This window comes from Burkholderia sp. MSh2 (assembly GCF_000731655.1).
GTDB classification, from domain to species: Bacteria; Pseudomonadota; Gammaproteobacteria; order Burkholderiales; family Burkholderiaceae; genus Burkholderia; species Burkholderia paludis.
On record NZ_JPGM01000011.1, the window covers coordinates 135,852 to 158,388 of the forward strand.

Below are 22,537 nucleotides of genomic sequence, written 5' to 3' on the forward strand. Positions count from 1 at the left end.
CGCGCGCTCAGGCGTTCGTCGCGGCGGGGGCGAGCGATTTGCCGTGCACGGCGATCGCGTCGCGCAGGATCGGCGCCGCGCGCTGCGCGGCTTCGCACGACGGATCGTCGAGCGCGGCGAGGAGCGCGCGGCGCATCCGCGGCTCCCAGAAGCGCCGGATATGGTCGGCAATGCCGGCCAGCGCTTCGTCGCGGTCGGGCATCGATTCGAAGAATGCGCCGATCTGGTTGGCCATGTCGATCAGGTGTCCGTTGTCCATCGCGTCCTCACTTGCCGGTCGTCGCGGCAGCGGCCGCACGGCGCTCGTGCAGGTCGAGCTGTTCGGCGTTGAAGCGCGCATACGCACGCTGCCAATCGGACGGTTGCGCGACCGGCAGCACCTGCACGGCCGTCACCTTGTACTCGGGGCAGTTCGTCGCCCAGTCGGAGCTGTCCGTCGTGATCACGTTCGCGCCCGATTCGGGGAAGTGGAACGTCGTGTACACGACGCCGGGCTGCATGCGTTCGGTCACGAGCGCGCGCAGTACCGTCTGTCCCGCGCGGGATTCGATGCCGACCCAGTCTCCGCTGCGGATGCCGCGATCCTGTGCATCGTGAGGATGGATCTCGAGGCGATCCTCTTCATGCCAGCGGACGTTCTCGGTGCGGCGCGTCTGCGCGCCGACGTTGTACTGCGACAGGATGCGGCCGGTCGTCAGGATCAGCGGATAGCGCGGCGTGACCTTCTCCGGCGATGCGATGAACTGCGTGATCACGAACCGGCCCTTGCCGCGCACGAAGCCGTCGATATGCATCGTCGGCGTGCCTTCCGGCGCGTGCTCGTTGCACGGCCACTGGATGCTGCCGAGCGCATCGAGCTTCGCGTACGACACGCCCGAGAAGGTCGGCGTGAGCCGGGCGATCTCGTCCATGATTTCCGATGGATGCGCGTAGTCCATCTCGTAGCCGAGCGCACGCGACAGCATCAGCGTGACTTCCCAGTCCGCGTAGCCGGCGAGCGGCGGCATGACCTTGCGCACGCGCGAGATGCGGCGTTCCGCGTTCGTGAACGTGCCGTCCTTTTCGAGGAACGACGAGCCGGGCAGCAGCACGTGCGCGTATTTCGCCGTCTCGTTCAGGAAGATGTCCTGAACGACGATGCACTCCATCGCCGACAACGCGGCCGCGACGTGCTGCGTGTTCGGATCCGACTGGACGATGTCCTCGCCCTGGCAGTAGAGACCCTTGAAGCTGCCGTCGAGCGCCGCATCGAACATGTTCGGAATGCGCAGGCCGGGTTCCGGCTGCAGTTTTGCCGACCATGCATCCTCGAACAGTGCACGCACGCCTGCGTCGCCGATGTGACGGTAGCCGGGCAGTTCGTGCGGGAACGAACCCATGTCGCACGAGCCCTGCACGTTGTTCTGGCCGCGCAGCGGATTGACGCCGACGCCTTCGCGGCCGACGTTGCCGGTCGCCATCGCGAGGTTCGCGATGCCCATCACCGTCGTCGAGCCCTGCGCGTGCTCGGTCACGCCCAGGCCGTAGTAGATCGCCGCGTTGCCGCCCGTTGCATAGAGGCGCGCGGCGGAGCGCACCAGCCCGGCCGGTACGCCCGTCACGTGTTCGGTCGCCTCGGGCGAATTGTCGGCGCGCGACACGAAGTCGCGCCATTGCTCGAACGCGCGTGTCTCGCAGCGTTCGGCGACGAATTCCTGCGCGACGAGCCCCTCGGTGACGATCACGTGCGCGAGCGCGTTGACGATCGCGACGTTGGTGCCGGGGCGCAGCTGCAGGTGGTGCGTGGCCTTCACGTGCGGGCCGTCGACGACGTCGATGCGGCGCGGGTCGATCACGATCAGCTTCGCGCCTTCGCGCACGCGTCGCTTCAGCCGCGAGCCGAACACCGGGTGGCCGTCGGTCGGGTTCGCCCCCATCACGACGATCACGTCGGCCTGGCCGACCGATGCGAAGGTCTGCGTGCCGGCCGATTCGCCGAGGGTTGTCTTCAGGCCGTAGCCGGTCGGCGAATGACATACGCGTGCGCAGGTGTCGACGTTGTTGTTGCCGAACGCGGCGCGCACCAGCTTCTGCACGAGGTAGGTTTCCTCGTTCGTGCAGCGCGACGACGTGATGCCGCCGATCGAATCGCGGCCGTACTTCTGCTGCAGCTTGCGGAACTGCGTTGCCGCGTAGGTCAGCGCTTCGTCCCAGCTGACTTCGCGCCACGGGTCGGTGATCTTCTCGCGGATCATCGGCTTCGTGATGCGGTCCTTGTGCGTTGCATAGCCCCATGCGAAGCGTCCCTTCACGCACGCATGACCTTCGTTCGCGAGGCCGTTCTTGTGCGGCGTCATGCGTACGACCTGCGTGCCCTTCATCTCGGCCTCGAACGAGCAACCGACGCCGCAATACGCGCAGGTCGTGACGACCGAGTGTTCGGCCTGACCGAGCCGGACGACCGATTTCTCCTGCAGCGTGGCGGTCGGACATGCCGCGACACAGGCGCCGCACGACACGCATTCCGACGCCATGAACGATTCGCTCTCACCCGCGGCGACGCGCGAGGCGAAGCCGCGCGAGGCGATCGTCAGCGCGAACGTGCCTTGCGTTTCCTCGCAGGCGCGCACGCAGCGGTTGCAGACGATGCATTTCGACGGATCGTACGTGAAGTACGGATTCGACTCGTCCTTCTTGTCCTGCAGATGGTTCGCGCCGTCGAAGCCGTAACGCACTCCCCGCAGGCCGACGACGCCCGCCATGTCCTGCAGTTCGCAATCGCCGTTCGCCGGGCAGGTGAGGCAGTCGAGCGGATGGTCGGAGATGTACAGCTCCATCACGTTGCGACGCAGCGACTGCAGCCGGTCGGACTGCGTGCGCACCTTCATGCCCGCTTCGGCCGGCGTCGTGCACGATGCCGGATAGCCGCGCCGGCCTTCGATCTCGACGAGGCACAGCCGGCACGAGCCGAACGGCTCGAGCGAATCGGTCGCGCAGAGCTTCGGCACGTTGACGCCGGCTTCGATCGCCGCGCGCATCACCGACGTGCCGGCCGGCACCGTCACCGGCCGGCCGTCGATGTCGAGCGTGACGTCGGTATCGGCATGCCGTTGCGGCGTGCCGTAGTCGGTATCGTCGAGCGGATCGCGGGCACGCGCCTGGGCGGCGCTCTTGCACGCGCATTGGCCCGAGCCGCAGCCGCCTTGGCGGACGTTGTTCGTGTCGAGGGACATGCAGGGCTCCTTCTGGGTCAGGCCGCAGCCTTGACCGGGCCCGACGCGGCATGCTGGCCGGCGGCGAGCCCGAAATCTTCGGGGAAATGGTCGAGCGCGGACAGCACCGGATAAGGCGTCATTCCGCCCATCGCGCACAGCGAACCGGCCAGCATCGTGTCGCACAGGTCGCGCAGCAGCGTGACCTGTCGCTCGGACGTGTCGCCGTGGCGGATGCGAGCGATCGTCTCGACGCCGCGCGTCGAGCCGATCCGGCACGGCGTGCACTTGCCGCACGATTCGATCGCGCAGAACTTCATCGCATATTCGGCCAGCTCGGCGAGGTTCGACGTGTCGTCGTGCAGCACGATGCCGCCGTGGCCGACTACCGCGCCGATCGCCGCATACGCTTCGTAGTCGAGCGGGATGTCCCACTGGTGATCGGGCAGATAGGTGCCGAGCGGGCCGCCGACCTGCGCGGCGCGGGCGGGCCGGCCGCTCGCGGTGCCGCCGCCGAAGTCGAACAGCAGCGTGCGCAGCGTGACGCCGAACGCGAGTTCGACGAGGCCGCCGTGGCGAATGTTGCCCGCGAGCTGGAACGGCAGCGTGCCGCGCGAGCGGCCCATCCCGTAGTCGCGATAGAACGCGGCGCCGCGCGCGAAGATCACGGGCGCCGTCGCGAGCGTGATGACGTTGTTGATGACGGTCGGCTGGCCGAACAGGCCGGCGAGCGCGGGCAGTGGCGGTTTCGCGCGCACGACGCCGCGCTTGCCCTCGAGCGATTCGAGCAGCGCCGTTTCCTCGCCGCATACGTACGCGCCCGCGCCTTTCGCGACATGCAACTCGAACGCATGCGCGGAGCCGAGCACGTGTTCGCCGAGCCAGCCGGCGGCGCGCGCGCGGACGATCGCGGCTTCGAGCGTGGCGATTGCGTGCGGATATTCGCTGCGCACGTAGATGTAGCCGACCGTCGCGCCTGTCGAGATGCCCGCGATGATCATCCCCTCGATCAGGCAGTACGGATCGCATTCCATGAGCAGGCGGTCGGAAAACGTGCCCGAATCGCCTTCGTCGGCATTGCAGACGATGTATTTCTGCGCGGCGGACGCATGCCGGACCGTGCGCCACTTGATGCCGGCCGGAAACGCCGCGCCGCCGCGTCCGCGCAGCCCCGACTCGATCAGCGTTTCGCACGCGGCATCGCCGTCCAGTGCCAGCGCCTGCTTCAGGCCGGCAAGGCCCTCGTGTTGCAGATAGTCGTCGATCGACAGCGGATCGGTCAGGCCGATGCGCGCGAACGTGAGACGTTGCTGGCGCGCGAGATAGGGCAGCGCGTCGACGAGGCCGACCCCGCTCGGATGTGCGCCGCCGTCGAGCCAGTTCGCATCGAACAGGGCCGGCACGTCGGCGGCCGACAGGTTCGCATAGCCGATTCGGCCGGCGGCCGTGCCGATCTCGACGAGCGGTTCGAGCCATAGCAGCCCGCGCGAACCGTTGCGCACCAGCTCGACGGCGATGCCGCGCCGTCCGGCTTCCGCCGCGATCGCGGCGGCCAGTGCGTCGGCGCCGAGTGCGAGGGCGGACGAATCGCGGGGAACGTAGATGCGGGTCGTCATGCGGCCTCCGGGGTGCGGGCGACGGCGTCGGCCAGCAGCGCGTCGAATGTCTCCGGCGTGACCTTCGCATGCAGCACGTCGTTGATCGTCAGCGACGGCGACTGCGCGCACAGCCCGAGGCAATAGACCGATTCGAGCGCGACGTCGCCGGGCGCGTGCGTGTCGGCATCGTCGCCGTGCGCCGCGTCGAACCGGCAGCCGGTGCGGGCTTCCGCATGGGCGGCCAGCGCCTCGCAGCCCATGCTGCGGCACGCTTCGGCGCGGCACATCCGGATCGTGACCCGTGCGGGCGGCGCGGTACGGAAGTGGTGGTAGTAGGTCAGCACGCCGTGCACTTCCGCGCGCGACAGGTTCAACGCCCTGGCGAGCGGGGCGACGCAGCCCGGCGGCACGTAGCCCGCGTCGTCCTGGATCGCGTGCAGAATCGCCACGAGCGACCGTCCGGCGCGCGCATGGCGCTCGACGAGCGCGTCGGGCGCATGGGAATTCGGGGACATCGGTTGTGCTCCTCCAAAGTCTCATATGCGCTGACAATTCATATAGTGCGCATCGTGGCTTTGTTTTGATTGATTTTGACCAACGATAAGCGGAAGATCTGGCGGTCGCAATAGGAAATCGGAGTGCATAATTGATTCGCATCGAATGCGACGCGTATCTGACCGTGCGCGACACGGAAGGCCGCACGGCGAGCCTGTCCGACGTCGCGCCGTTGCTGGAACTCGTGGCCGACACGGGCAGCATTGCACAGGCCGCGCAAGCGAAAGGGCTGTCCTACCGGCATGCATGGGGCATGCTGCGTGCGCTCGAGGCGTGTATCGGCGGCGAGCTGATCGAAACCGCGCGGGGCAAGGGGTCGACGCTGTCGGCACTCGGGCAGGCGGTCGTCGATGCGCAGCGCCTCGCGCGTGACCGGCTCGACGGGAACCTGCGCACGCTGGCGGCCGAAGTGGCGAGCGATCTGAACCGGCGGCTTGCGCGGCGCGACGGCGCCGTGCGCATTCACGCGTCGCACGGCTATGCGGTTGCGACGCTCGTTTCCGCGCTCGTCGATGCGCAGGCGGCCGTCGACATCAAGTATCGCGAGAGCGTCGAGGCCGTGCAGGCCCTTGCCCGTGGCGAATGCGACCTGGCCGGCTTCCATCTGCCGCGCGGCGCGTTTCGCGCGCAGTGCGCGCAGATCTACCGGCCGTGGCTCGACGACACGCGCCACGTGCTGATCCACCTGACGCGCCGTCAGCAGGGGCTGTTCGTGCCGCGCGGCAACCCGAAGCAGGTACGCGGGCTCGCGGATCTCGCGCGCAGCGACATCCGTTTCGTCAATCGCCAGCCGGGGTCCGGCACGCGCATGCTGCTCGATCTCGCGCTGCGCGCGATCGGCATCGACCCCGAGCGTATCGACGGCTATGCGTCGGCCGAGCTCACGCATTCGGCGATCGCGGCGTTCGTCGCGAGCGGAATGGCCGATCTCGGCTTCGGCGTCGAGCCGGCCGCCCATCATTTCGGGCTCGATTTCATCCCGGTCGTCGACGAAGACTATTACTTCGCGTGCGAACGCGCGCGGCTCGACGCACGGCCGCTGGCTGCCGTGCTCGCGCTGTTGCGCGACCCGCGCTTCGTCGAGCGCGTCGCCCATCTGGACGGCTATGACCCGGGCGCATGCGGAACGCTCACGAGCGTCGCGACAGGCCTGGCCGGTGGCGACGGCGCGGGCGTGCCCGGCGGCAATTCCCGGTAACCGGGACACGATTGACCCGCAATGCAGCAGCGAGGGTTTTGCGCTACGCTTGCCGCTTGATCAACGTTTCGACAGGTACGCCGTTCAAGCGTCATCCCGCCATGAAATTTTCCGTTCCCCTCGCCGCGGCAGCGTTGACCGCGGGGCTACTGGCCGCTGTTTCGCCGTTTGCGTTCGCGCAGAATTCCCCCGGTGTCCCCGGCGGCATCCTGAGCGATCAGTTTCGCCTGAACGAGCATCCGCAGATGCCGTTCGCCGCGTCGGCGCCGTCGCAGAAATACCAGAGCGGCAAGAAGTCGGCGTTGCGCCGCAAGGGCGACATGGGCGATCCGAACGGCTGCAACCTGAAGTGCCCGATGGACAGCCAGTAACGCCGTGCCGGTTCGACGGGCCGATGCGGACCCGTTCCGGCCTGACCGACTGACCTGCGGCGCGGAAGGCGCCGCACACGATCCCGCGCCGTTCGAGCCCCGCGAAGCGTTGCCGCTTCGCGGGGCTTTTGCTTTCATGCGAGCCGCGTGCGGTCCGGTCCGGGACGATGCTCGTACGGGCTCGTCACCGGCCGGACGGATGGTCTAGGGTTAACCCGTAAATCAGGAAGAATGCCTTCCAGAAACCTGCCTTATTCTTAAGCACCCGCCTACATAAACTTCGGGTTGTCAGCGCTGAACAAGGTGTTCACCGCAAACACAGACAAATCTGGAGGTAGGTCATCATGAAGTCGCTCGTTCAAGCCGTCGTTGTTGCTGCTGCCCTTGTTGCCCCGGTCGTGTCGTTCGCCCAGTCGGGTTCGACGATCACCCGCGCACAGGTTCGTGCCGAACTGGTTCAACTGCAGCAGGCCGGTTACAACTCCGCTCGCGGTGAAGATCCGCACTATCCGGAAGCGATCCAGGCGGCAACTGCCCGTGTCGCGGAGCAGCAGCGTGCCGCGCTGGCGCAGTCGCAAGGCGCCGATGTCAGCGGGTACGGCGCACAGGTGCAGGGTGCGTCGGCGTCGGGTTCACGTGCAATGGGCGTGCGTCCGGCCAGCGCCGAAGAAATGAAGTCGCTGTATCGCGGCAGCTAAACCGCGCTCCGCCCGGCATGCGGGAGCACCGGGTGCGACGAAGCGTCGCGCCGGGCTTGCGCGCCGGGCCGGCCGCCGCCCGGTGTGATCGATGAATGCGCGGGCGCGGCAGAACACCTGAACCTCCTGTCGCCGGTACGCCGGTGGCATTCCGCCCGGCCCGCCCGTGGCTGGGCGCTTTTTCGGAAGGAGAGGGGCGTGGTATCGCCGGCAACAAAAAACCCCGCAGACTTGCGTCATGCGGGGTTCGTGCGGCTAGCGCGGAATTTGGTGGAGGCGGCGGGAATCGAACCCGCGTCCAGAAGCGCTCCACGACTAGTTCTACATGTTTAGTTCGGTCTTTTGATTTAACCGCAGCGACGCGGACGAACACGCTGCACTACGGCGATTCGCTAGATTTTCGACCCTGGCGTCGCGACGCCGACAGGGCTTAACTGACGTAAATGACCTCTGGCGGTATTGCTACCGGTCTTGCGACACTAGCCCGTCAGTGAACTAGGCAGAGGACGGCGGCCCTTAGGCTGCCAGTGCGAACGTATCGTCGTTTGCAGTTACGATTTTCCCATTGATTAACGAGGTGACGGGTCCTCGACATGCCCTAGCCGCTTCACAACCCCTGTCGAAACCAGGTCGCCCCCGCGGATAAGATCGATCATTATAGCCCAACATCGCGCAGCAGGTCGCGTAGTTGCTGCGTCGTGTCGACCAGATGCTGGGCTTGCCAGTCGGCCGGCGCGGCGCCGTCGCCGCAGTAGCCGTAAGCGGCCGCAACCGTTGCCATGCCGGCAGCGCTGCCGGCCTGAATGTCGCGCAGGTCGTCGCCGACGTAGACGATACGCGCGGGCGCGAGCGTCAGCTGCCCGGCTGCATGCAGCAGCGGGGCCGGATGCGGCTTCGGATGCGGCGTCGTATCGCCCCCGACGACGCAGGCAGCGCGCGGCGCGAGGCCGAGCAGACCGACGAGCGGCGCCGTGAGTCGCATCGCCTTGTTCGTGACGATGCCCCAGCGTACGCCGCGCGCATCGAGTTCGTCGAGCACGTCGCCGATGCCGGGGAACAGCGTCGTATGCACGCACAGATCCGACGCATAGTTGGCCAGGAACTCGTCGCGCATCGCTTCATAGCCGGGCGTGTGCGGATCGATGCCGAACGCGCCGCCGAGCAGGCCGCGCGCGCCGGCCGAGGCCAGCGGGCGCAGCACGTCGAGCGGTGTCTCGGGCAGATCGCGCACGCGCTGCATCTTGTTGACGGCCGCCGCGAGATCGGGCGCCGTGTCGGCGAGCGTGCCGTCCAGATCGAACAGCACGGCATCGCAGTGCAGCAGGCGCGGTTCGTCGAGTACGGCCCGCGCGGTCGAGAGGGGAGTCGTCATGCCGGTCTGAGGGTCACGCGCCGCGGCGGCACGCGACGAGATAGTTGATGTCGGTGTCGTTCGACAGCGCGAAGCGCTTGCCGATCGGGTGATACGTGATGCCCTTGATCTCCACCACGTGCAGATCCGTCGCGCGCACGAAGCCGGCCAGTTCCGACGGGCGGATGAAGCGCGCGTAGTCGTGCGTGCCCTTCGGCAGCATTTGCGCGATGTACTCCGCGCCGATGACCGCGAACAGATACGACTTCAGGTTGCGGTTCAGGGTCGAGAAGAACACCCAGCCGCCCGGCTTCACGAGCGTCGCGCAGGCGGATACGACACCGGCGGGCGACGGCACGTGCTCGAGCATTTCCATGCACGTGACGACATCGTAGCTGCCCGGTTCGCGCGCGGCGATCGCTTCGGCGGCGATCGCCTCGTAGTCCACCGAGATGCCGCTTTCGAGGCTGTGCAGATCCGCGACGCCGAGCGCCTCGGTCGACAGGTCGATGCCCTTCACCTGGGCGCCGAGTCCGGCCATCGATTCGGACAGGATGCCGCCGCCGCACCCGATATCGAGCGCGCGCTTGCCGGCCAGATGCGCATGCGCGTCGATCCAGCCGAGTCGGACCGGGTTCAGGTCGTGCAGCGGCTTGAATTCGGCATTCGGATCCCACCACCGATGGGCGAGGTCGCTGAATTTCTGGAGTTCGTGCGGATCGGCGTTGGTCATGTCGGCAAGCGGGCTACGGGAGGAGGGCGGTGCTGCGTTTCGTCAGCCCCGAGTATATAAGAAGCGGACGAGCGGCGAAGCGGCGTGCGCCCGGACGGGCGTCAAAGAAAAAGCCCCGCCGGAGCGGGGCTTTGAAGCAGTCGAAAACCGCGGCTTAGTTTGCCGGAACGGTCGTCTTCTGGACTTCTTGCGTACCAACCACTTCGACTTCCACGCGGCGGTCCGGTGCGAGGCACGCGATGAGTTGCTTGCGGTTCTTCTGGTTGCAGCCCGTCGTAACCGGGTTGCGCTTGCCCTTGCCTTCCGTGTAGATCTTGTTGGCCGGCACACCCTTGCTGACCAGGTAGGACTTGACGGCTTGCGCACGGCGCAGCGACAGACGGTCGTTGTACTTGTCCGAACCGATGCGGTCCGTGTAGCCCGTTGCGACGACCACTTCCGTGTTCATGCCTTCGATCTTCGCAGCCAGTTCGTCCAGCTTTTGCTTGCCCAGCGGCTTGAGCGTTGCCTTGTCGAAGTCGAACAGTGCGTCAGCTTGATACGTGATCTTCTGGCTCGAGATCACCGGAGCGACCTGAGGAGCGACCGGCGGCTGCGGTGCCTGGGCGACCAGCGCGCCATCGCACTTTGCGTTGGCGGTGGCCGGCGTCCAGAAGGCATCACGCCAGCAGAGCTCGTTCGTACCGTTCATCCACACCCATTCGCCCGTGCCGTTCACCCAGTTGTCATTGACGGCTTGACGCGATGCCGGGACCGACTGTGCCGAAGCGGATGCAGCCATAACTGCGGTAGCTGCAATGAACGCGAGCTTTGAAAGTTTATTCATATTTCTCCTCTCGAAATTGAGATTACCGCAGGTTTACTGCGAGCTTGTTGACGGTGACAAGTCATACATTGCTCGAAGTATAACATTGGTGCGGCACAAAAAACGCGGCACCGCTCTGTGTAGACTTCGAGCAGCGTCTAACTTTCAGTGCGTTGGCATTTTGCCATATCGTTCCCCTCCTACGAAAAAAAATCCTCCCCACCCTAAGATCGCTTCAACTTTGTGGTGCATGCGCAACACCGGCCTGCCGTAACTTTCAGAGATTGTCAAGAGTGGGGTGGCGAAATTGCGCGAATGAGCCAGGCTGTTTACTTGTGCGTGCGAAACGGCTGGGGAATTTCCTGCGACGCCGGGTCGCGGGGGAATCGGGGTGCGCGATTCCGCGGGTTCGGCGCCGCCGCAATTTTTGCTGTTTACATATAGAGGGGGCGGCGAATTGGCGGTGGATGGGCGCATGTTAGAATCTCGCGTTGCGTTGCGCATGCAGCGCCCACGCGAAAGGCGTTCGCCGTCTTCGCTCCGAAACGATACGGATACATGGATCAATTCGCCAAAGAGACCCTGCCCACCTCCCTAGAGGAGGAAATGCGCCGTTCGTATCTCGATTACGCGATGAGCGTGATCGTCGGACGTGCCCTCCCGGATGTCCGCGATGGCCTGAAACCCGTGCACCGGCGCGTGTTGTTCGCGATGCACGAACTGAACAACGACTGGAACCGTGCGTACAAGAAGTCGGCGCGTATCGTCGGCGACGTGATCGGTAAGTATCACCCTCACGGCGATACCGCGGTCTACGACACGATCGTGCGGATGGCGCAGGATTTCTCGCTGCGCTACATGCTGGTCGACGGGCAAGGCAACTTCGGCTCCATCGATGGCGACAATGCCGCCGCGATGCGTTACACCGAAATTCGCATGGCGAAGATCGGCCACGAGCTGCTCGCCGACATCGACAAGGAAACGGTCGATTTCGAGCCGAACTACGACGGCAACGAAACGCAGCCGTCGGTCCTGCCGTCGCGCATCCCGAACCTGCTGATCAACGGTTCGTCGGGCATTGCGGTCGGCATGGCGACCAACATCCCGCCGCACAACCTGAACGAAGTCGTCGACGCGTGCCAGCACCTGCTGGGCAACCCGGAAGCGACGATCGACGAGCTGATCGAGATCATCCCGGCGCCGGATTTCCCGACGGCCGGCATCATCTACGGCGTCGCCGGCGTGCGCGACGGCTACCGCACCGGGCGCGGGCGCGTCGTGATGCGCGCGGCCACGCACTTCGAGGAGATCGACCGCGGTCAGCGGATGGCGATCATCGTCGACGAGCTGCCGTACCAGGTGAACAAGCGCTCGCTGCTCGAGCGGATCGCCGAGTTGGTCAACGAGAAGAAGCTCGAGGGCATTTCCGACATCCGCGACGAGTCCGACAAGAGCGGCATGCGCGTCGTGATCGAGCTCAAGCGCGGCGAAGTGCCGGAAGTGGTGCTGAACAACCTGTACAAGGCGACCCAGCTCCAGGATACGTTCGGCATGAACATGGTCGCGCTCGTCGACGGCCAGCCGAAGCTGCTGAACCTGAAGGAAATCCTGCAGTGCTTCCTGTCGCACCGACGCGAAGTGCTGACGCGCCGCACGATCTACGAACTGCGCAAGGCCCGCGAACGCGGCCACGTGCTCGAAGGTCTCGCGGTCGCGCTCGCCAACATCGACGAGTTCATCGCGATCATCAAGGCCGCGCCGACGCCGCCGATCGCGAAGCAGGAGTTGATGGCGAAGTCGTGGGATTCGTCGCTCGTGCGCGAGATGCTGACGCGCGCCGAGGCCGAGAACGCGACGGCCGGCGGCGGCGCCGCGTATCGTCCGGAAGGCCTGAACCCCGCATTCGGGATGCAGGGCGACGGGCTGTACCGCCTGTCCGACACGCAGGCCCAGGAAATCCTGCAGATGCGCCTGCAGCGCCTGACCGGCCTCGAGCAGGACAAGATCATCGGTGAATACCGCGAAGTGATGGCGCAGATCGCCGACCTGCTGGACATCCTCGCACGCCCCGAGCGGATCACGACGATGATCGGCGAGGAGCTGGCCACGGTGAAGGCCGAATTCGGCGACGCGCGCCGCTCGAAGATCGAGCTGAACGCGACCGAGCTGAATACGGAAGACCTGATCACGCCGCAGGACATGGTCGTCACGATGTCGCACGCGGGCTACGTGAAGTCGCAGCCGCTGTCCGAGTACCGCGCGCAGAAGCGCGGCGGGCGCGGCAAGCAGGCGACGCAGATGAAGGAAGACGACTGGATCGAAACGCTGTTCATCGCGAACACGCACGACTACATCCTGTGCTTCTCGAACCGCGGCCGCGTGTACTGGGTCAAGGTCTACGAAGTGCCGCAGGGCTCGCGCAACTCGCGCGGCCGCCCGATCGTCAACATGTTCCCGCTGCAGGAAGGCGAGAAGATCAACGTCGTGCTGCCGGTCAAGGAATTCTCGGCCGACAAGTTCGTGTTCATGGCGACGTCGCTCGGCACCGTGAAGAAGACGCCGCTCGAGGCATTCAGCCGTCCGATGAAGAAGGGCATCATCGCGGTCGGTCTCGACGACGGCGATTTCCTGATTGGGGCGTCGATCACCGACGGCGCACACGACGTGATGCTGTTCTCCGACGCCGGCAAGGCCGTGCGCTTCGACGAGAACGACGTGCGTCCGATGGGCCGCGAGGCGCGCGGCGTGCGCGGCATGCAGCTCGAGGACGGGCAGCAGGTCATCGCGCTGCTGGTTGCCGGCAGCGAGGAGCAGACGGTGCTTACCGCGACCGAGAACGGTTACGGCAAGCGCACGCCGATCACCGAGTACACCCGCCACGGGCGCGGCACGAAGGGTATGATCGCGATCCAGACGTCCGAGCGCAACGGCAAGGTCGTGGCCGCGACGCTCGTGGATGCCGAGGATCAGATCATGCTGATCACGACGGCGGGCGTGTTGATACGCACCCGTGTATCGGAGATCCGCGAGATGGGACGGGCCACGCAAGGTGTTACACTCATCAGTCTCGATGAGGGTACCAAGCTCTCCGGCCTGCAGCAGATCGCGGAGGCGGAAGAGGGCGATGGCGAGGCCGACGAGGCGTCGGACGGCGAAGCCTGAAGAACGGATGAGACTCTGGCCGCCGCGGGCGAAAAGCGCCGCGGCCGGTGAGCAACCATTCAAATTTCCAAAAGGGAGTGATGATGCAAAAGCAATTCAAGCAACTGGTCCTGCTGGCTGCACTGGTGCCGACGTTCGCGATGGCGCAGGCGCTGTCGAATTCCGCACCTGCTGCGCCGGCGGCAGCTGCGCCGATCGACGCTGACAAGAAGGCGGCGATCAAGGATCTGCTCGACGCGATCGACGCGCCGAAGCTCGTGTCGGCAATCGGCAACAGCGCCGAAATGCAGGCCAAGCAACTCGTGCCGGCGATCCTGTCGGACGCGCTGTCGGAAAACAAGACGCTGAACGACAAGCAGAAGCAGGCTGCCGTTCCGACGCTGCAGAAGAACGCCGTGCCGAAGCTGGTCGACGGCGCGGGCAAGGTGTTCGGCACGCAGCAGTTCCAGAACGACGCGATGTCGGCTCAGTACGATGCGTACGCAAAGTACTACAGCACGTCGGAAATCAAGGATCTGACGACGTTCTACAAGAGCCCGACGGGCCGCAAGTTCATCCAGGTTCAGGATCAGGTCGGCCGCGACGTGGTCAACGGCCTGATGCAGAAGTACATGCCGCAAGCGATCCAGGCAACGCGTACGCAGGCTGACAAGGAAGTCGCAGCAGTCAAGCCGGGCAAGTAAAGCCGTCCGGGCACGCTCCCGGCCGTTCGGCCGGGTTTGGCGGGAGCCTGACGACAGTGCGATAATGGCCGTTTGCGCGCGAGCGCAAGCGGCCATTTCTTTTCTGGCGCGTTCCGCCGGCGGCAAGCCGGTCGCGTCCCTTCCGAGGTTTTCACGATGCGCGTCTTTAATTTCTCCGCCGGCCCCGCGGCGATGCCCGAGGAAGTGCTGCGGCAGGCCGCCGACGAGATGCTCGACTGGCACGGCAGCGGCATGAGCGTGATGGAGATGAGCCATCGCGGCAAGGAATTCATGTCGATCCACGAGGCTGCGCTGGCCGACCTGCGCGACCTGCTCGGCGTGCCGGCGAGCCACCGGATCCTGTTCCTGCAGGGCGGCGGTATCGCGGAAAACGCGATCGTGCCGATGAACCTGCTCGGCTCGCGCAAGACGGCCGACTTCGTCGTGACGGGCTCGTGGTCGCAGAAATCGTTCAACGAGGCGAAGCGGTACGGCACGCCGCATCTCGCCGCGACCGGCAAGACGGAAGACGGCTTCACGCGCGCGCCCGCGCGCGCCGAATGGCAGCTGTCGGACGATCCGGCCTACGTGCATCTGTGTACCAACGAGACGATCGACGGCGTCGAGACGTTCGAGATCCCCGATCTCGGCGACGTGCCGCTGGTCGCGGACGTCTCGTCGCACATCCTGTCGCGCCCGATGGACGTCGCGAAATACGGCGTGCTGTTCGGCGGCGCGCAGAAGAACATCGGGATGGCCGGCGTGACGCTCGTGATCGTGCGCGAGGACCTGCTCGATCGTGCGCTGTCGATCTGCCCGTCCGCGTTCGAATGGAAGACCATCGCCGAGAACAATTCGCTGTACAACACGCCGCCCACCTACGCGATCTACATCGCGGGCCTCGTGTTCCAGTGGCTGAAGCGGCAGGGCGGCCTCGAAGCGATCGAGGCACGCAATATCGAAAAAGCGAAGCTGCTCTACGACACGATCGATGCGAGCGGTTTTTATCTGAACAAGGTCGAGCCGGCAGCGCGTTCACGGATGAACGTGCCGTTTTTCCTGGCCGACGAAGCGCGCAACGAAGACTTCCTTGCCGGCGCAAAGGCGCGCGGGCTGCTGCAGCTGAAGGGCCACAAGTCCGTCGGCGGCATGCGGGCGTCGATCTACAACGCGGTGCCGCTCGAGGGCGTGAAAGCGCTCGTCGAGTACATGAAGGACTTCGAGCAGCGCGGCGCCTGACGGCGGCGCGGTTCAAACAGCACGGCAAAACGCATGGACGACGAACTGAATTCCCGCCTGAAACCGCTGCGCGATCGCATCGACGCGATCGACGCGCAACTGATCGCGCTCCTGAACCAGCGCGCCGCAGTGGCGCTGGAGGTGGGCGAGGTCAAGAAGCATTTCAACGCGCCGGTGTTCCGGCCCGAGCGCGAGTTGCAGGTGATCGCGCGGCTGCAGGACATGAGCGCGGGGCCGCTCGCGAGCGAGCACATCAGCGCGATCTGGCGCGAGATCATGGCGGCGAGCCGCGCGCTCGAGCAGACGATCCACGTCGCGTTCCTCGGTCCGGTGGGCACGTATAGCGAGCAGGCGATGCTCGAATATTTCGGTCAGTCGATCGAAGGATTGCCGTGCCCGTCGATCGACGAAGTGTTCCGCTCGGTCGAGGCCGGCGCGTCGGCGTTCGGCATCGCGCCGGTCGAGAATTCGACCGAAGGTGCGGTGTCGCGCACGCTCGACCTGCTGCTGCAGACGCAACTGCTGATCAGCGGCGAGCTTGCGCTGCCCATCCATCACAACCTGCTCACGCAGGGCGGCTCGCTCGACGGCGTGAAGCGCGTCTGCGCGCATGCGCAGGCGCTTGCGCAATGCCAGCAGTGGCTCGCGGCGAATGCGCCGCAACTCGAGCGGCAGGCGGTGGCGAGCAACGCGGAGGCGGCGCGTCTCGCGGCGGCCGATCCGACCGTCGCGGCGATCGCGGGCGACCGCGCGGCCGCGCACTACGGCTTGCAGATCGCGTTCTCGCTGATCCAGGACGATCCGCACAACCGCACGCGCTTCGTGATCGTCGGCAAGCAGCCGGCCGGGCCGAGCGGCCACGACCAGACGTCCCTGATCGTGTCGGTGAAGAACGAACCGGGCGCCGTGTTCAAGCTGCTCGAGCCGCTGGCGCGGCACGGCGTGTCGATGACGCGCTTCGAGTCGCGTCCGGCGCGCATCGGCACGTGGGAGTACTACTTCTACATCGATATCGAAGGGCACCGGGACGATGCGGCGGTCGCGGCCGCGCTTGCGGAACTCGGCCAGAAGGCCGCGTTCCTGAAGATACTCGGTTCGTATCCGCGCGCACGCTGATGCGCGGCGGCCCGTCGCCTGCCCGTGCGGGCGGTGCGGCCGTGCGGGCAAGGCAGGCCGGTCGGTGCTGCCGGAGGCGGGTTCGGGCGGTATCCGGCGCAGGTCGCGCCGGGTGCGGGCCCGTTGCCCGAAATCTGGAATTCCGTGCGCGGGGCGTCGTTCCGCGCGCGTAACTTGGTTCTAGTCGTGTCAGGCTTTGCATTCAACAAACTGGTCATCCTCGGCGTCGGCCTGATCGGCGGATCGCTGGCCCGTGCGCTGCGCGAGCGCGCGCCGGGCGGTGCGGGCGAGATCGTCGGCGTGGGTCGTTCCCGTGCGTCCGTCGACCGGGCGCTTGCGCTCGGCGTGATCGACCGCGTGGCGGCGCTCGATGACGACGCGCAATTGAGCGACGCGTTGGCCGGTGCCGATCTCGTGCTGCTGGCCGCCCCCGTCGCGCAGACGGGGCCGCTGCTCGCGCGCATCGCGCCGTGGCTCACCGATGCAACGATCGTCACCGACGCGGGCAGCACCAAGTCCGACGTCGTCGCGGCCGCGCGCGAAGCGCTCGGCGCGCGGATCGCACAGTTCGTGCCGGGTCATCCGATCGCCGGCCGCGAGTCGAGCGGCGTCGAGGCCGCGTTGCCGGATCTGTACGTCGGCCGCAACGTCGTGCTGTGCCCGTTGCCGGAGAACGCGCCCGAATCGGTCGCGCGGATCGAGGCGATGTGGCGCGCGACCGGCGCAGACGTGCGCACGATGAGCACCGAGCAGCACGATCGCGTGTTCGCGTCGATCAGCCATCTGCCGCATGTGCTGTCGTTCGCGCTCGTCGAACAGATCCTCGGCGAGGCCGACGCGGAACTGAAATTCTCGTACGCGGCGGGCGGCTTCCGCGATTTCACGCGCATCGCGGCGTCGAGCCCGGAAATGTGGCGCGACGTGTGCGTCGCGAACCGCGCGGCGCTGCTCGACGAACTCGACGGCTACACGCGCGTGCTCACGCGGCTGCGCGCGGCGATCGACGCCGGCGACGGCGCGGCGCTCGAAGCCGTGTTCACGCGCTCGCGCACCGCGCGCAAGGCATGGCAGGAGCGCGGCGGCAAGCCCGCCGCCGAACCGGTCAAGAAATAACAGGACGATTCCCATGGACTATCTCGATCTCGGCCCGTACACCAGCGCTTCGGGCACCGTGCGTCTGCCCGGCTCGAAGAGCATTTCGAACCGCGTGCTGCTGCTCGCGGCGCTGGCCGAAGGCGAAACGACGATCACCAACCTGCTCGACTCCGACGACACGCGCGTGATGCTCGACGCACTCGGCACGCTCGGCGTGAAGCTCGCGCGCGACGGCGACACCTGTGTCGTCACGGGCACGCGCGGCGCATTCACCGCGAAGACGGCCGACCTGTTCCTCGGCAACGCAGGCACGGCCGTGCGGCCGCTGACCGCTGCGCTCGCGGTGAACGGCGGCGACTATCGCGTGCACGGCGTGCCGCGCATGCACGAGCGGCCGATCGGCGATCTCGTCGACGGCCTGCGGCAGATCGGCGCGCAGATCGACTACGAGCTGAACGACGGCTACCCGCCGCTGCGGATCAGGCCCGCGACGATTGCCGTCGACGCACCGATTCGCGTGCGCGGCGACGTGTCGAGCCAGTTCCTCACGGCGCTGCTGATGACGCTGCCGCTGGTGAAGGCGAAGGACGGCAGGATCGTCGTCGAGGTCGACGGCGAGTTGATTTCGAAGCCGTACATCGACATCACGATCCGGTTGATGGAGCGTTTCGGCGTGACCGTCGAGCGCGACGGCTGGCAGCGCTTCGTCGTGCCGGCCGGCGTCCGCTACCGTTCGCCGGGGCGGATCATGGTCGAGGGCGATGCGTCGTCCGCTTCGTACTTCCTCGCGGCCGGCGCGCTCGGCGGCGGCCCGCTGCGTGTCGAGGGCGTGGGGCGCGCGAGCATCCAGGGCGACGTCGGTTTCGCGAATGCGCTGATGCAGATGGGTGCGAACGTGACGATGGGCGACGACTGGATCGACGTGCGCGGCATCGGCCACGACCACGGCAAGCTCGAGCCGATCGACATGGACTTCAACCTGATCCCCGACGCGGCGATGACCATCGCGGTCGCGGCGCTGTTCGCGAACGGCACGAGCACGCTGCGCAACATCGCGAGCTGGCGCGTGAAGGAAACCGATCGCATCGCCGCGATGGCGACCGAGCTGCGCAAGGTCGGCGCCACCGTCGAGGAAGGCCCCGACTACCTCGTCGTCACGCCGCCGCACAAGCTCACGCCGAACGCGGCGATCGATACGTACGACGATCACCGGATGGCGATGTGCTTCTCGCTCGTCAGCCTGGGCGGCGTGCCCGTGCGGATCAACGATCCGAAGTGCGTCGGCAAGACGTTCCCCGACTATTTCGACCGCTTCGCCGCGCTCGCCAAAGCCTGACCCGACTGTTCCGATGAAATCGACCCGACCCTTTCACCCGACTCCCGTCATCACGATCGACGGCCCGACCGCTTCCGGCAAGGGCACCGTCGCGGCGCTCGTCGCCGCGCACCTCGGCTTCCACCTGCTCGACAGCGGCGCGCTGTACCGGCTTGCCGCGCTCGCGAGCGTACGCTACGGCATCGAGGCAGAGGACATCGACGCGCTCGTGAAGCTGATCGACGACCTGCACATCACGTTCCGCGAGGGCTGCGCGCAGCTGGACGGCGTCGACGTGTCGAACGACATCCGCGCCGAGGCGGTCGGCAACCGCGCATCGGCGATCGCCGTGCACGGGCCCGTGCGCACCGCGCTCGTCGCGCGCCAGCGCGCGTTCCGCAAGACGCCGGGCCTCGTTGCGGACGGGCGCGACATGGGTACCGTGATCTTCCCCGACGCGGTGCTGAAGGTGTTCCTGACGGCCAGCGCCGAGGCGCGCGCGACCAGACGGCATAAGCAATTGATGCAAAAAGGTTTTTCTGCTAATATAGATGACTTGCTCCGGGATCTTCGTGAGCGTGACGCGCGCGACAGCAATCGCGCGGCCGCGCCGCTGAAGCCCGCGGCAGACGCCAGGCTGCTCGATACGTCGGCGCTTTCGGTCGATGAAGCCGTCGATCAGGTGCTGCAGTGGTATCGGGCGCTCGGCCAGCCCGCCTGAGAATGCGGGCAGCGGTAGGTGCTCCGCGCCGCAAGCGCGAAGCGTGTTTCGAACCCTTAACCCCGTGTGGTTTTCGATCTGGCCCTTTCAGCCTGCCATTCCGGCCGGCGTGGCACAGCGAGCCATGCACAATCAGATTTTTATGTCCGACCTGCAAACCTCCAACCCGAATACCGAATCCTTTGCGGCTCTGTTCGAAGAGTCGCTGACCCGCCAAGACATGCGCGCCGGCGAAGTGATTTCCGCCGAAGTCGTGCGCGTCGACCACAACTTCGTGGTCGTCAATGCAGGCCTGAAGTCCGAGGCTTACATTCCGATCGAGGAATTCCTGAACGATCAGGGCGAGGTTGAGGTGCAGTCGGGCGATTTCGTGTCCGTCGCGATCGACGCACTCGAAAACGGCTACGGCGACACGATCCTGTCGCGCGACAAGGCGAAGCGCCTTGCATCGTGGCTGTCGCTGGAAAAGGCTCTCGACAACAACGAACTCGTCACCGGCACGATCACCGGCAAGGTGAAGGGCGGCATGACCGTGATGGTCAACGGCATCCGCGCGTTCCTGCCGGGTTCGCTGGTCGACACGCGTCCGGTCAAGGACACGACCCCGTACGAAGGCAAGACGCTCGAGTTCCGCGTGATCAAGCTCGATCGCAAGCGTAACAACGTCGTGCTGTCGCGTCGTGCAGTGATCGAGGCAACGCAAGGCGAAGAGCGCGCGAAGCTGCTCGAAACGCTGAAGGAAGGCGCGATCGTCAACGGTGTGGTCAAGAACATCACCGACTACGGCGCGTTCGTCGACCTCGGCGGCATCGACGGCCTGCTGCACATCACCGACATCGCATGGCGTCGTGTGCGTCACCCGAGCGAAGTCCTGTCGGTTGGCCAGGAAGTCACCGCGAAGATCCTCAAGTTCGACCAAGAGAAGAACCGCGTCTCGCTGGGCATCAAGCAACTGGGCGACGATCCGTGGGAAGGCATCTCGCGTCGTTACCCGTCGGGCACGCGCCTGTTCGGCAAGGTCACGAACATCACCGACTACGGCGCATTCGTCGAAGTGGAATCGGGCATCGAAGGCCTTGTCCACGTGTCGGAAATGGACTGGACCAACAAGAACGTTGCGCCGTCGAAGGTTGTCCAGCTGGGCGACGAAGTCGAAGTCATGGTCCTCGAGATCGACGAAGACCGTCGTCGTATCAGCCTCGGCATGAAGCAGTGCAAGCCGAATCCGTGGGATGACTTCAGCCGCAACTTCAAGAAGGGCGACAAGATCACGGGCGCAATCAAGTCGATCACCGACTTCGGCGTGTTCATCGGTCTGCCGGGCGGCATCGACGGCCTGGTCCACCTGTCGGACCTGTCGTGGAGCGAAACCGGCGAAGAAGCCGTTCGCAAGTACAAGAAGGGCGACGAAGTCGAAGCCATCGTGCTCGGTATCGACGTCGAGAAGGAGCGCATTTCGCTCGGCATCAAGCAACTCGAAGGCGACCCGTTCAGCAACTACGTTGCAATGAACGACAAGGGCTCGATCGTCGACGGCGTCGTGAAGACGGTCGATGCGAAGGGCGCGGTCATCACGCTGACGGGCGACATCGAAGGCTACCTGCGCGCATCGGAAATCTCGCAGGATCGCGTCGAAGATGCACGCAACGTGCTGAAGGAAGGCGACAAGGTCAACGCGATGGTGATCAACATCGATCGCAAGTCGCGCGGCATCAACCTGTCGATCAAGGCGAAGGATTCGGCTGAACAACAGGAAGCGATCCGCGGCCTGCAGTCGGACTCCAGCGCTGCTGCGACCGGTACGACCAACCTCGGCGCGCTGCTGAAGGCGAAGCTCGACGGCCAGAACCAGTAAGCCTCACGAGGTCTGCTGAAGTATGACCAAATCCGAGTTGGTCGCGCAGCTGGCATCGCGATTTCCGCAACTTGTCCTCAAGGATGCGGATTTCGCGGTGAAAACGATGCTCGATGCGATGTCCGACGCTCTGGCGAAAGGGCATCGTATCGAAATTCGGGGTTTCGGCAGCTTTGGGCTCAACCGTCGCCCGGCGCGCGTCGGACGCAACCCGAAGTCGGGGGAGAAAGTGCAGGTGCCCGAGAAGTTCGTGCCGCACTTCAAGCCCGGCAAGGAATTGCGTGAACGCGTCGACGGCCGCGCCGGCGAACCGCTGAAGGCTGACGATCCGGACGACGAGCGTTGAGCGTCACCCGGTTTGCCCGGAATCCATCCGGCGAAGGCTGAAGAGAAAAGCGCCCCTTGCGGGCGCTTTTTTCATTTCCGGCGGCTGTGCCGGAACGGGCCCGCGCAGGATGTGCGCAGTCGCAGAAACGCATCCTTTACAATACGGGTCGATTCGGTGCGGCGAAGGGGAGTCGCGCGCCGCGGAAAACCTCAACAAAGAGAGGGCTTCATGAAGTTTATCGTCTGGCTGATCCGGGTATTGGTGTTCATCCTGCTGCTGGTGCTTGCGCTGGCCAATACGCAAACCGCGACGCTGAATTTCGTTGCCGGCCAGGCATGGCAAGCGCCGTTGATCCTGATCGGTCTGGCGTTCTTCGCGGTCGGGTTGCTGGCCGGCCTGCTGTCCGCGCTGCCGTCGATCTTTCGCCTGCGTCTCGAGAACGGGCGCCTGAAGCGCGATCTGCGCGCGGCGCGCGAAACACCGGCCGTCATCGACCAGCCGCCGATGCCGCCCGTCATTTAAC

At 65.8% G+C, this 22,537-nt stretch carries 20 protein-coding genes and 1 other RNA gene; 13 read left to right on the forward strand and 8 right to left on the reverse strand.

Annotated features, from left to right (window positions below; translation table 11 throughout):
• Window positions 1-7: 7 nt before the first annotated feature.
• The 4 genes from GQ57_RS08765 to GQ57_RS08780 are packed head-to-tail and all read right to left on the reverse strand — an operon-like array spanning window position 8 to window position 5,304.
• Window positions 8-259 (reverse strand): formate dehydrogenase subunit delta, encoded by a 252-nt coding sequence (locus tag GQ57_RS08765; RefSeq protein WP_031402678.1) that lies wholly within the window; start codon window positions 257-259, stop codon window positions 8-10.
• 7 nt (window positions 260-266) lie between these two features.
• Window positions 267-3,212, reverse strand: a complete 2,946-nt coding sequence (gene fdhF / locus GQ57_RS08770; RefSeq protein WP_034197650.1) for a formate dehydrogenase subunit alpha — start codon at window positions 3,210-3,212, stop codon at window positions 267-269.
• 17 nt (window positions 3,213-3,229) lie between these two features.
• Window positions 3,230-4,807 carry a formate dehydrogenase beta subunit gene (locus GQ57_RS08775; protein ID WP_034197651.1) on the reverse strand — a complete coding sequence of 526 codons (1,578 nt, stop codon included), beginning with the start codon at window positions 4,805-4,807 and terminating at the stop codon, window positions 3,230-3,232.
• The gene (locus GQ57_RS08780; RefSeq protein WP_034197652.1) at window positions 4,804-5,304 is read right to left on the reverse strand and encodes an NAD(P)H-dependent oxidoreductase subunit E; all 501 of its coding nucleotides are present in this window, start codon (window positions 5,302-5,304) and stop codon (window positions 4,804-4,806) included. Before GQ57_RS08780 ends, GQ57_RS08775 begins: the two co-directional genes overlap by 4 nt.
• A 131-nt stretch (window positions 5,305-5,435) precedes the next feature.
• Between GQ57_RS08780 and GQ57_RS08785 the strand changes: the two genes are divergently transcribed.
• The 3 genes from GQ57_RS08785 to GQ57_RS08795 all read left to right on the forward strand — a co-directional run bounded on the left by GQ57_RS08785 (window position 5,436) and on the right by GQ57_RS08795 (window position 7,611).
• Complete coding sequence (locus GQ57_RS08785; protein ID WP_031402674.1) at window positions 5,436-6,542, forward strand: substrate-binding domain-containing protein; 1,107 nt, start codon at window positions 5,436-5,438, stop codon at window positions 6,540-6,542.
• A 101-nt stretch (window positions 6,543-6,643) separates the two neighbouring features.
• A complete protein-coding gene (locus tag GQ57_RS08790) occupies window positions 6,644-6,913 on the forward strand; it encodes a hypothetical protein (protein WP_031402673.1) in 270 nt (89 codons plus the stop codon).
• A 344-nt stretch (window positions 6,914-7,257) separates the two neighbouring features.
• Window positions 7,258-7,611, forward strand: coding sequence for a DUF4148 domain-containing protein (locus GQ57_RS08795; protein ID WP_031402672.1), 354 nt, complete (start codon window positions 7,258-7,260; stop codon window positions 7,609-7,611).
• 268 nt (window positions 7,612-7,879) lie between these two features.
• Here the strand turns inward: GQ57_RS08795 and ssrA are convergent.
• The 4 genes from ssrA to ompA form a co-directional block, all read right to left on the reverse strand.
• Window positions 7,880-8,249: a transfer-messenger RNA gene (gene ssrA, locus GQ57_RS38475) on the reverse strand.
• Between the two features lie 17 nt (window positions 8,250-8,266).
• Complete coding sequence (gene gph, locus GQ57_RS08800; RefSeq protein WP_031402671.1) at window positions 8,267-8,983, reverse strand: phosphoglycolate phosphatase; 717 nt, start codon at window positions 8,981-8,983, stop codon at window positions 8,267-8,269.
• Between the two features lie 13 nt (window positions 8,984-8,996).
• On the reverse strand, window positions 8,997-9,695 hold the full coding sequence (gene ubiG / locus GQ57_RS08805; protein ID WP_031402670.1) for a bifunctional 2-polyprenyl-6-hydroxyphenol methylase/3-demethylubiquinol 3-O-methyltransferase UbiG: 699 nt from the start codon (window positions 9,693-9,695) through the stop codon (window positions 8,997-8,999).
• Between the two features lie 154 nt (window positions 9,696-9,849).
• A complete protein-coding gene (gene ompA, locus GQ57_RS08810) occupies window positions 9,850-10,521 on the reverse strand; it encodes an outer membrane protein OmpA (protein ID WP_031402669.1) in 672 nt (223 codons plus the stop codon).
• Window positions 10,522-11,058: 537 nt separating this feature from the next.
• Here ompA and gyrA point away from each other — a divergent pair.
• The 10 genes from gyrA to GQ57_RS08860 all read left to right on the forward strand — a co-directional run bounded on the left by gyrA (window position 11,059) and on the right by GQ57_RS08860 (window position 22,536).
• Window positions 11,059-13,662, forward strand: a complete 2,604-nt coding sequence (gyrA, locus tag GQ57_RS08815) for a DNA gyrase subunit A (RefSeq protein WP_031402668.1) — start codon at window positions 11,059-11,061, stop codon at window positions 13,660-13,662.
• Between the two features lie 83 nt (window positions 13,663-13,745).
• Entirely contained in the window at window positions 13,746-14,345 is a 600-nt protein-coding gene (locus GQ57_RS08820; RefSeq protein WP_011351329.1) for a DUF2059 domain-containing protein, read from the forward strand.
• 156 nt (window positions 14,346-14,501) lie between these two features.
• The gene (gene serC / locus GQ57_RS08825) at window positions 14,502-15,584 is read left to right on the forward strand and encodes a 3-phosphoserine/phosphohydroxythreonine transaminase (RefSeq protein ID WP_034197653.1); all 1,083 of its coding nucleotides are present in this window, start codon (window positions 14,502-14,504) and stop codon (window positions 15,582-15,584) included.
• 33 nt (window positions 15,585-15,617) lie between these two features.
• Window positions 15,618-16,700, forward strand: coding sequence for a prephenate dehydratase (gene pheA, locus GQ57_RS08830; protein ID WP_034197654.1), 1,083 nt, complete (start codon window positions 15,618-15,620; stop codon window positions 16,698-16,700).
• Between the two features lie 186 nt (window positions 16,701-16,886).
• On the forward strand, window positions 16,887-17,813 hold the full coding sequence (locus GQ57_RS08835; RefSeq protein WP_034197655.1) for a prephenate dehydrogenase: 927 nt from the start codon (window positions 16,887-16,889) through the stop codon (window positions 17,811-17,813).
• Window positions 17,814-17,826: 13 nt separating this feature from the next.
• The gene (aroA, locus tag GQ57_RS08840) at window positions 17,827-19,131 is read left to right on the forward strand and encodes a 3-phosphoshikimate 1-carboxyvinyltransferase (protein WP_034197656.1); all 1,305 of its coding nucleotides are present in this window, start codon (window positions 17,827-17,829) and stop codon (window positions 19,129-19,131) included.
• Window positions 19,132-19,144: 13 nt separating this feature from the next.
• Window positions 19,145-19,831, forward strand: coding sequence for a (d)CMP kinase (cmk, locus tag GQ57_RS08845; protein WP_031402663.1), 687 nt, complete (start codon window positions 19,145-19,147; stop codon window positions 19,829-19,831).
• Between the two features lie 142 nt (window positions 19,832-19,973).
• Window positions 19,974-21,686 (forward strand): 30S ribosomal protein S1, encoded by a 1,713-nt coding sequence (rpsA, locus tag GQ57_RS08850; RefSeq protein ID WP_031402662.1) that lies wholly within the window; start codon window positions 19,974-19,976, stop codon window positions 21,684-21,686.
• 22 nt (window positions 21,687-21,708) lie between these two features.
• On the forward strand, window positions 21,709-22,032 hold the full coding sequence (locus GQ57_RS08855; RefSeq protein ID WP_006486894.1) for an integration host factor subunit beta: 324 nt from the start codon (window positions 21,709-21,711) through the stop codon (window positions 22,030-22,032).
• A 210-nt stretch (window positions 22,033-22,242) separates the two neighbouring features.
• The gene (locus GQ57_RS08860; RefSeq protein ID WP_031402661.1) at window positions 22,243-22,536 is read left to right on the forward strand and encodes a lipopolysaccharide assembly protein LapA domain-containing protein; all 294 of its coding nucleotides are present in this window, start codon (window positions 22,243-22,245) and stop codon (window positions 22,534-22,536) included.
• The last annotated feature ends 1 nt before the right edge of the window (window position 22,537 follow it).

Bases quoted from the DNA above. Each gene is read 5' to 3' on its own strand.
- GQ57_RS08780 (WP_034197652.1), bottom strand. From the start codon at position 5,304: ATGTCCCCGAATTCCCATGCGCCCGACGCGCTCGTCGAGCGCCATGCG.
- serC (WP_034197653.1), top strand. From the start codon at position 14,502: ATGCGCGTCTTTAATTTCTCCGCCGGCCCCGCGGCGATGCCCGAGGAA.
- cmk (WP_031402663.1), top strand. From the start codon at position 19,145: ATGAAATCGACCCGACCCTTTCACCCGACTCCCGTCATCACGATCGAC.
- aroA (WP_034197656.1), top strand. From the start codon at position 17,827: ATGGACTATCTCGATCTCGGCCCGTACACCAGCGCTTCGGGCACCGTG.
- GQ57_RS08855 (WP_006486894.1), top strand. From the start codon at position 21,709: ATGACCAAATCCGAGTTGGTCGCGCAGCTGGCATCGCGATTTCCGCAA.
- ubiG (WP_031402670.1), bottom strand. From the start codon at position 9,695: ATGACCAACGCCGATCCGCACGAACTCCAGAAATTCAGCGACCTCGCC.
- ompA (WP_031402669.1), bottom strand. From the start codon at position 10,521: ATGAATAAACTTTCAAAGCTCGCGTTCATTGCAGCTACCGCAGTTATG.
- fdhF (WP_034197650.1), bottom strand. From the start codon at position 3,212: ATGTCCCTCGACACGAACAACGTCCGCCAAGGCGGCTGCGGCTCGGGC.
- GQ57_RS08820 (WP_011351329.1), top strand. From the start codon at position 13,746: ATGCAAAAGCAATTCAAGCAACTGGTCCTGCTGGCTGCACTGGTGCCG.
- GQ57_RS08765 (WP_031402678.1), bottom strand. From the start codon at position 259: ATGGACAACGGACACCTGATCGACATGGCCAACCAGATCGGCGCATTC.
- gyrA (WP_031402668.1), top strand. From the start codon at position 11,059: ATGGATCAATTCGCCAAAGAGACCCTGCCCACCTCCCTAGAGGAGGAA.
- GQ57_RS08860 (WP_031402661.1), top strand. From the start codon at position 22,243: ATGAAGTTTATCGTCTGGCTGATCCGGGTATTGGTGTTCATCCTGCTG.
- pheA (WP_034197654.1), top strand. From the start codon at position 15,618: ATGGACGACGAACTGAATTCCCGCCTGAAACCGCTGCGCGATCGCATC.
- GQ57_RS08790 (WP_031402673.1), top strand. From the start codon at position 6,644: ATGAAATTTTCCGTTCCCCTCGCCGCGGCAGCGTTGACCGCGGGGCTA.
- GQ57_RS08795 (WP_031402672.1), top strand. From the start codon at position 7,258: ATGAAGTCGCTCGTTCAAGCCGTCGTTGTTGCTGCTGCCCTTGTTGCC.
- GQ57_RS08775 (WP_034197651.1), bottom strand. From the start codon at position 4,807: ATGACGACCCGCATCTACGTTCCCCGCGATTCGTCCGCCCTCGCACTC.
- rpsA (WP_031402662.1), top strand. From the start codon at position 19,974: ATGTCCGACCTGCAAACCTCCAACCCGAATACCGAATCCTTTGCGGCT.
- gph (WP_031402671.1), bottom strand. From the start codon at position 8,983: ATGACGACTCCCCTCTCGACCGCGCGGGCCGTACTCGACGAACCGCGC.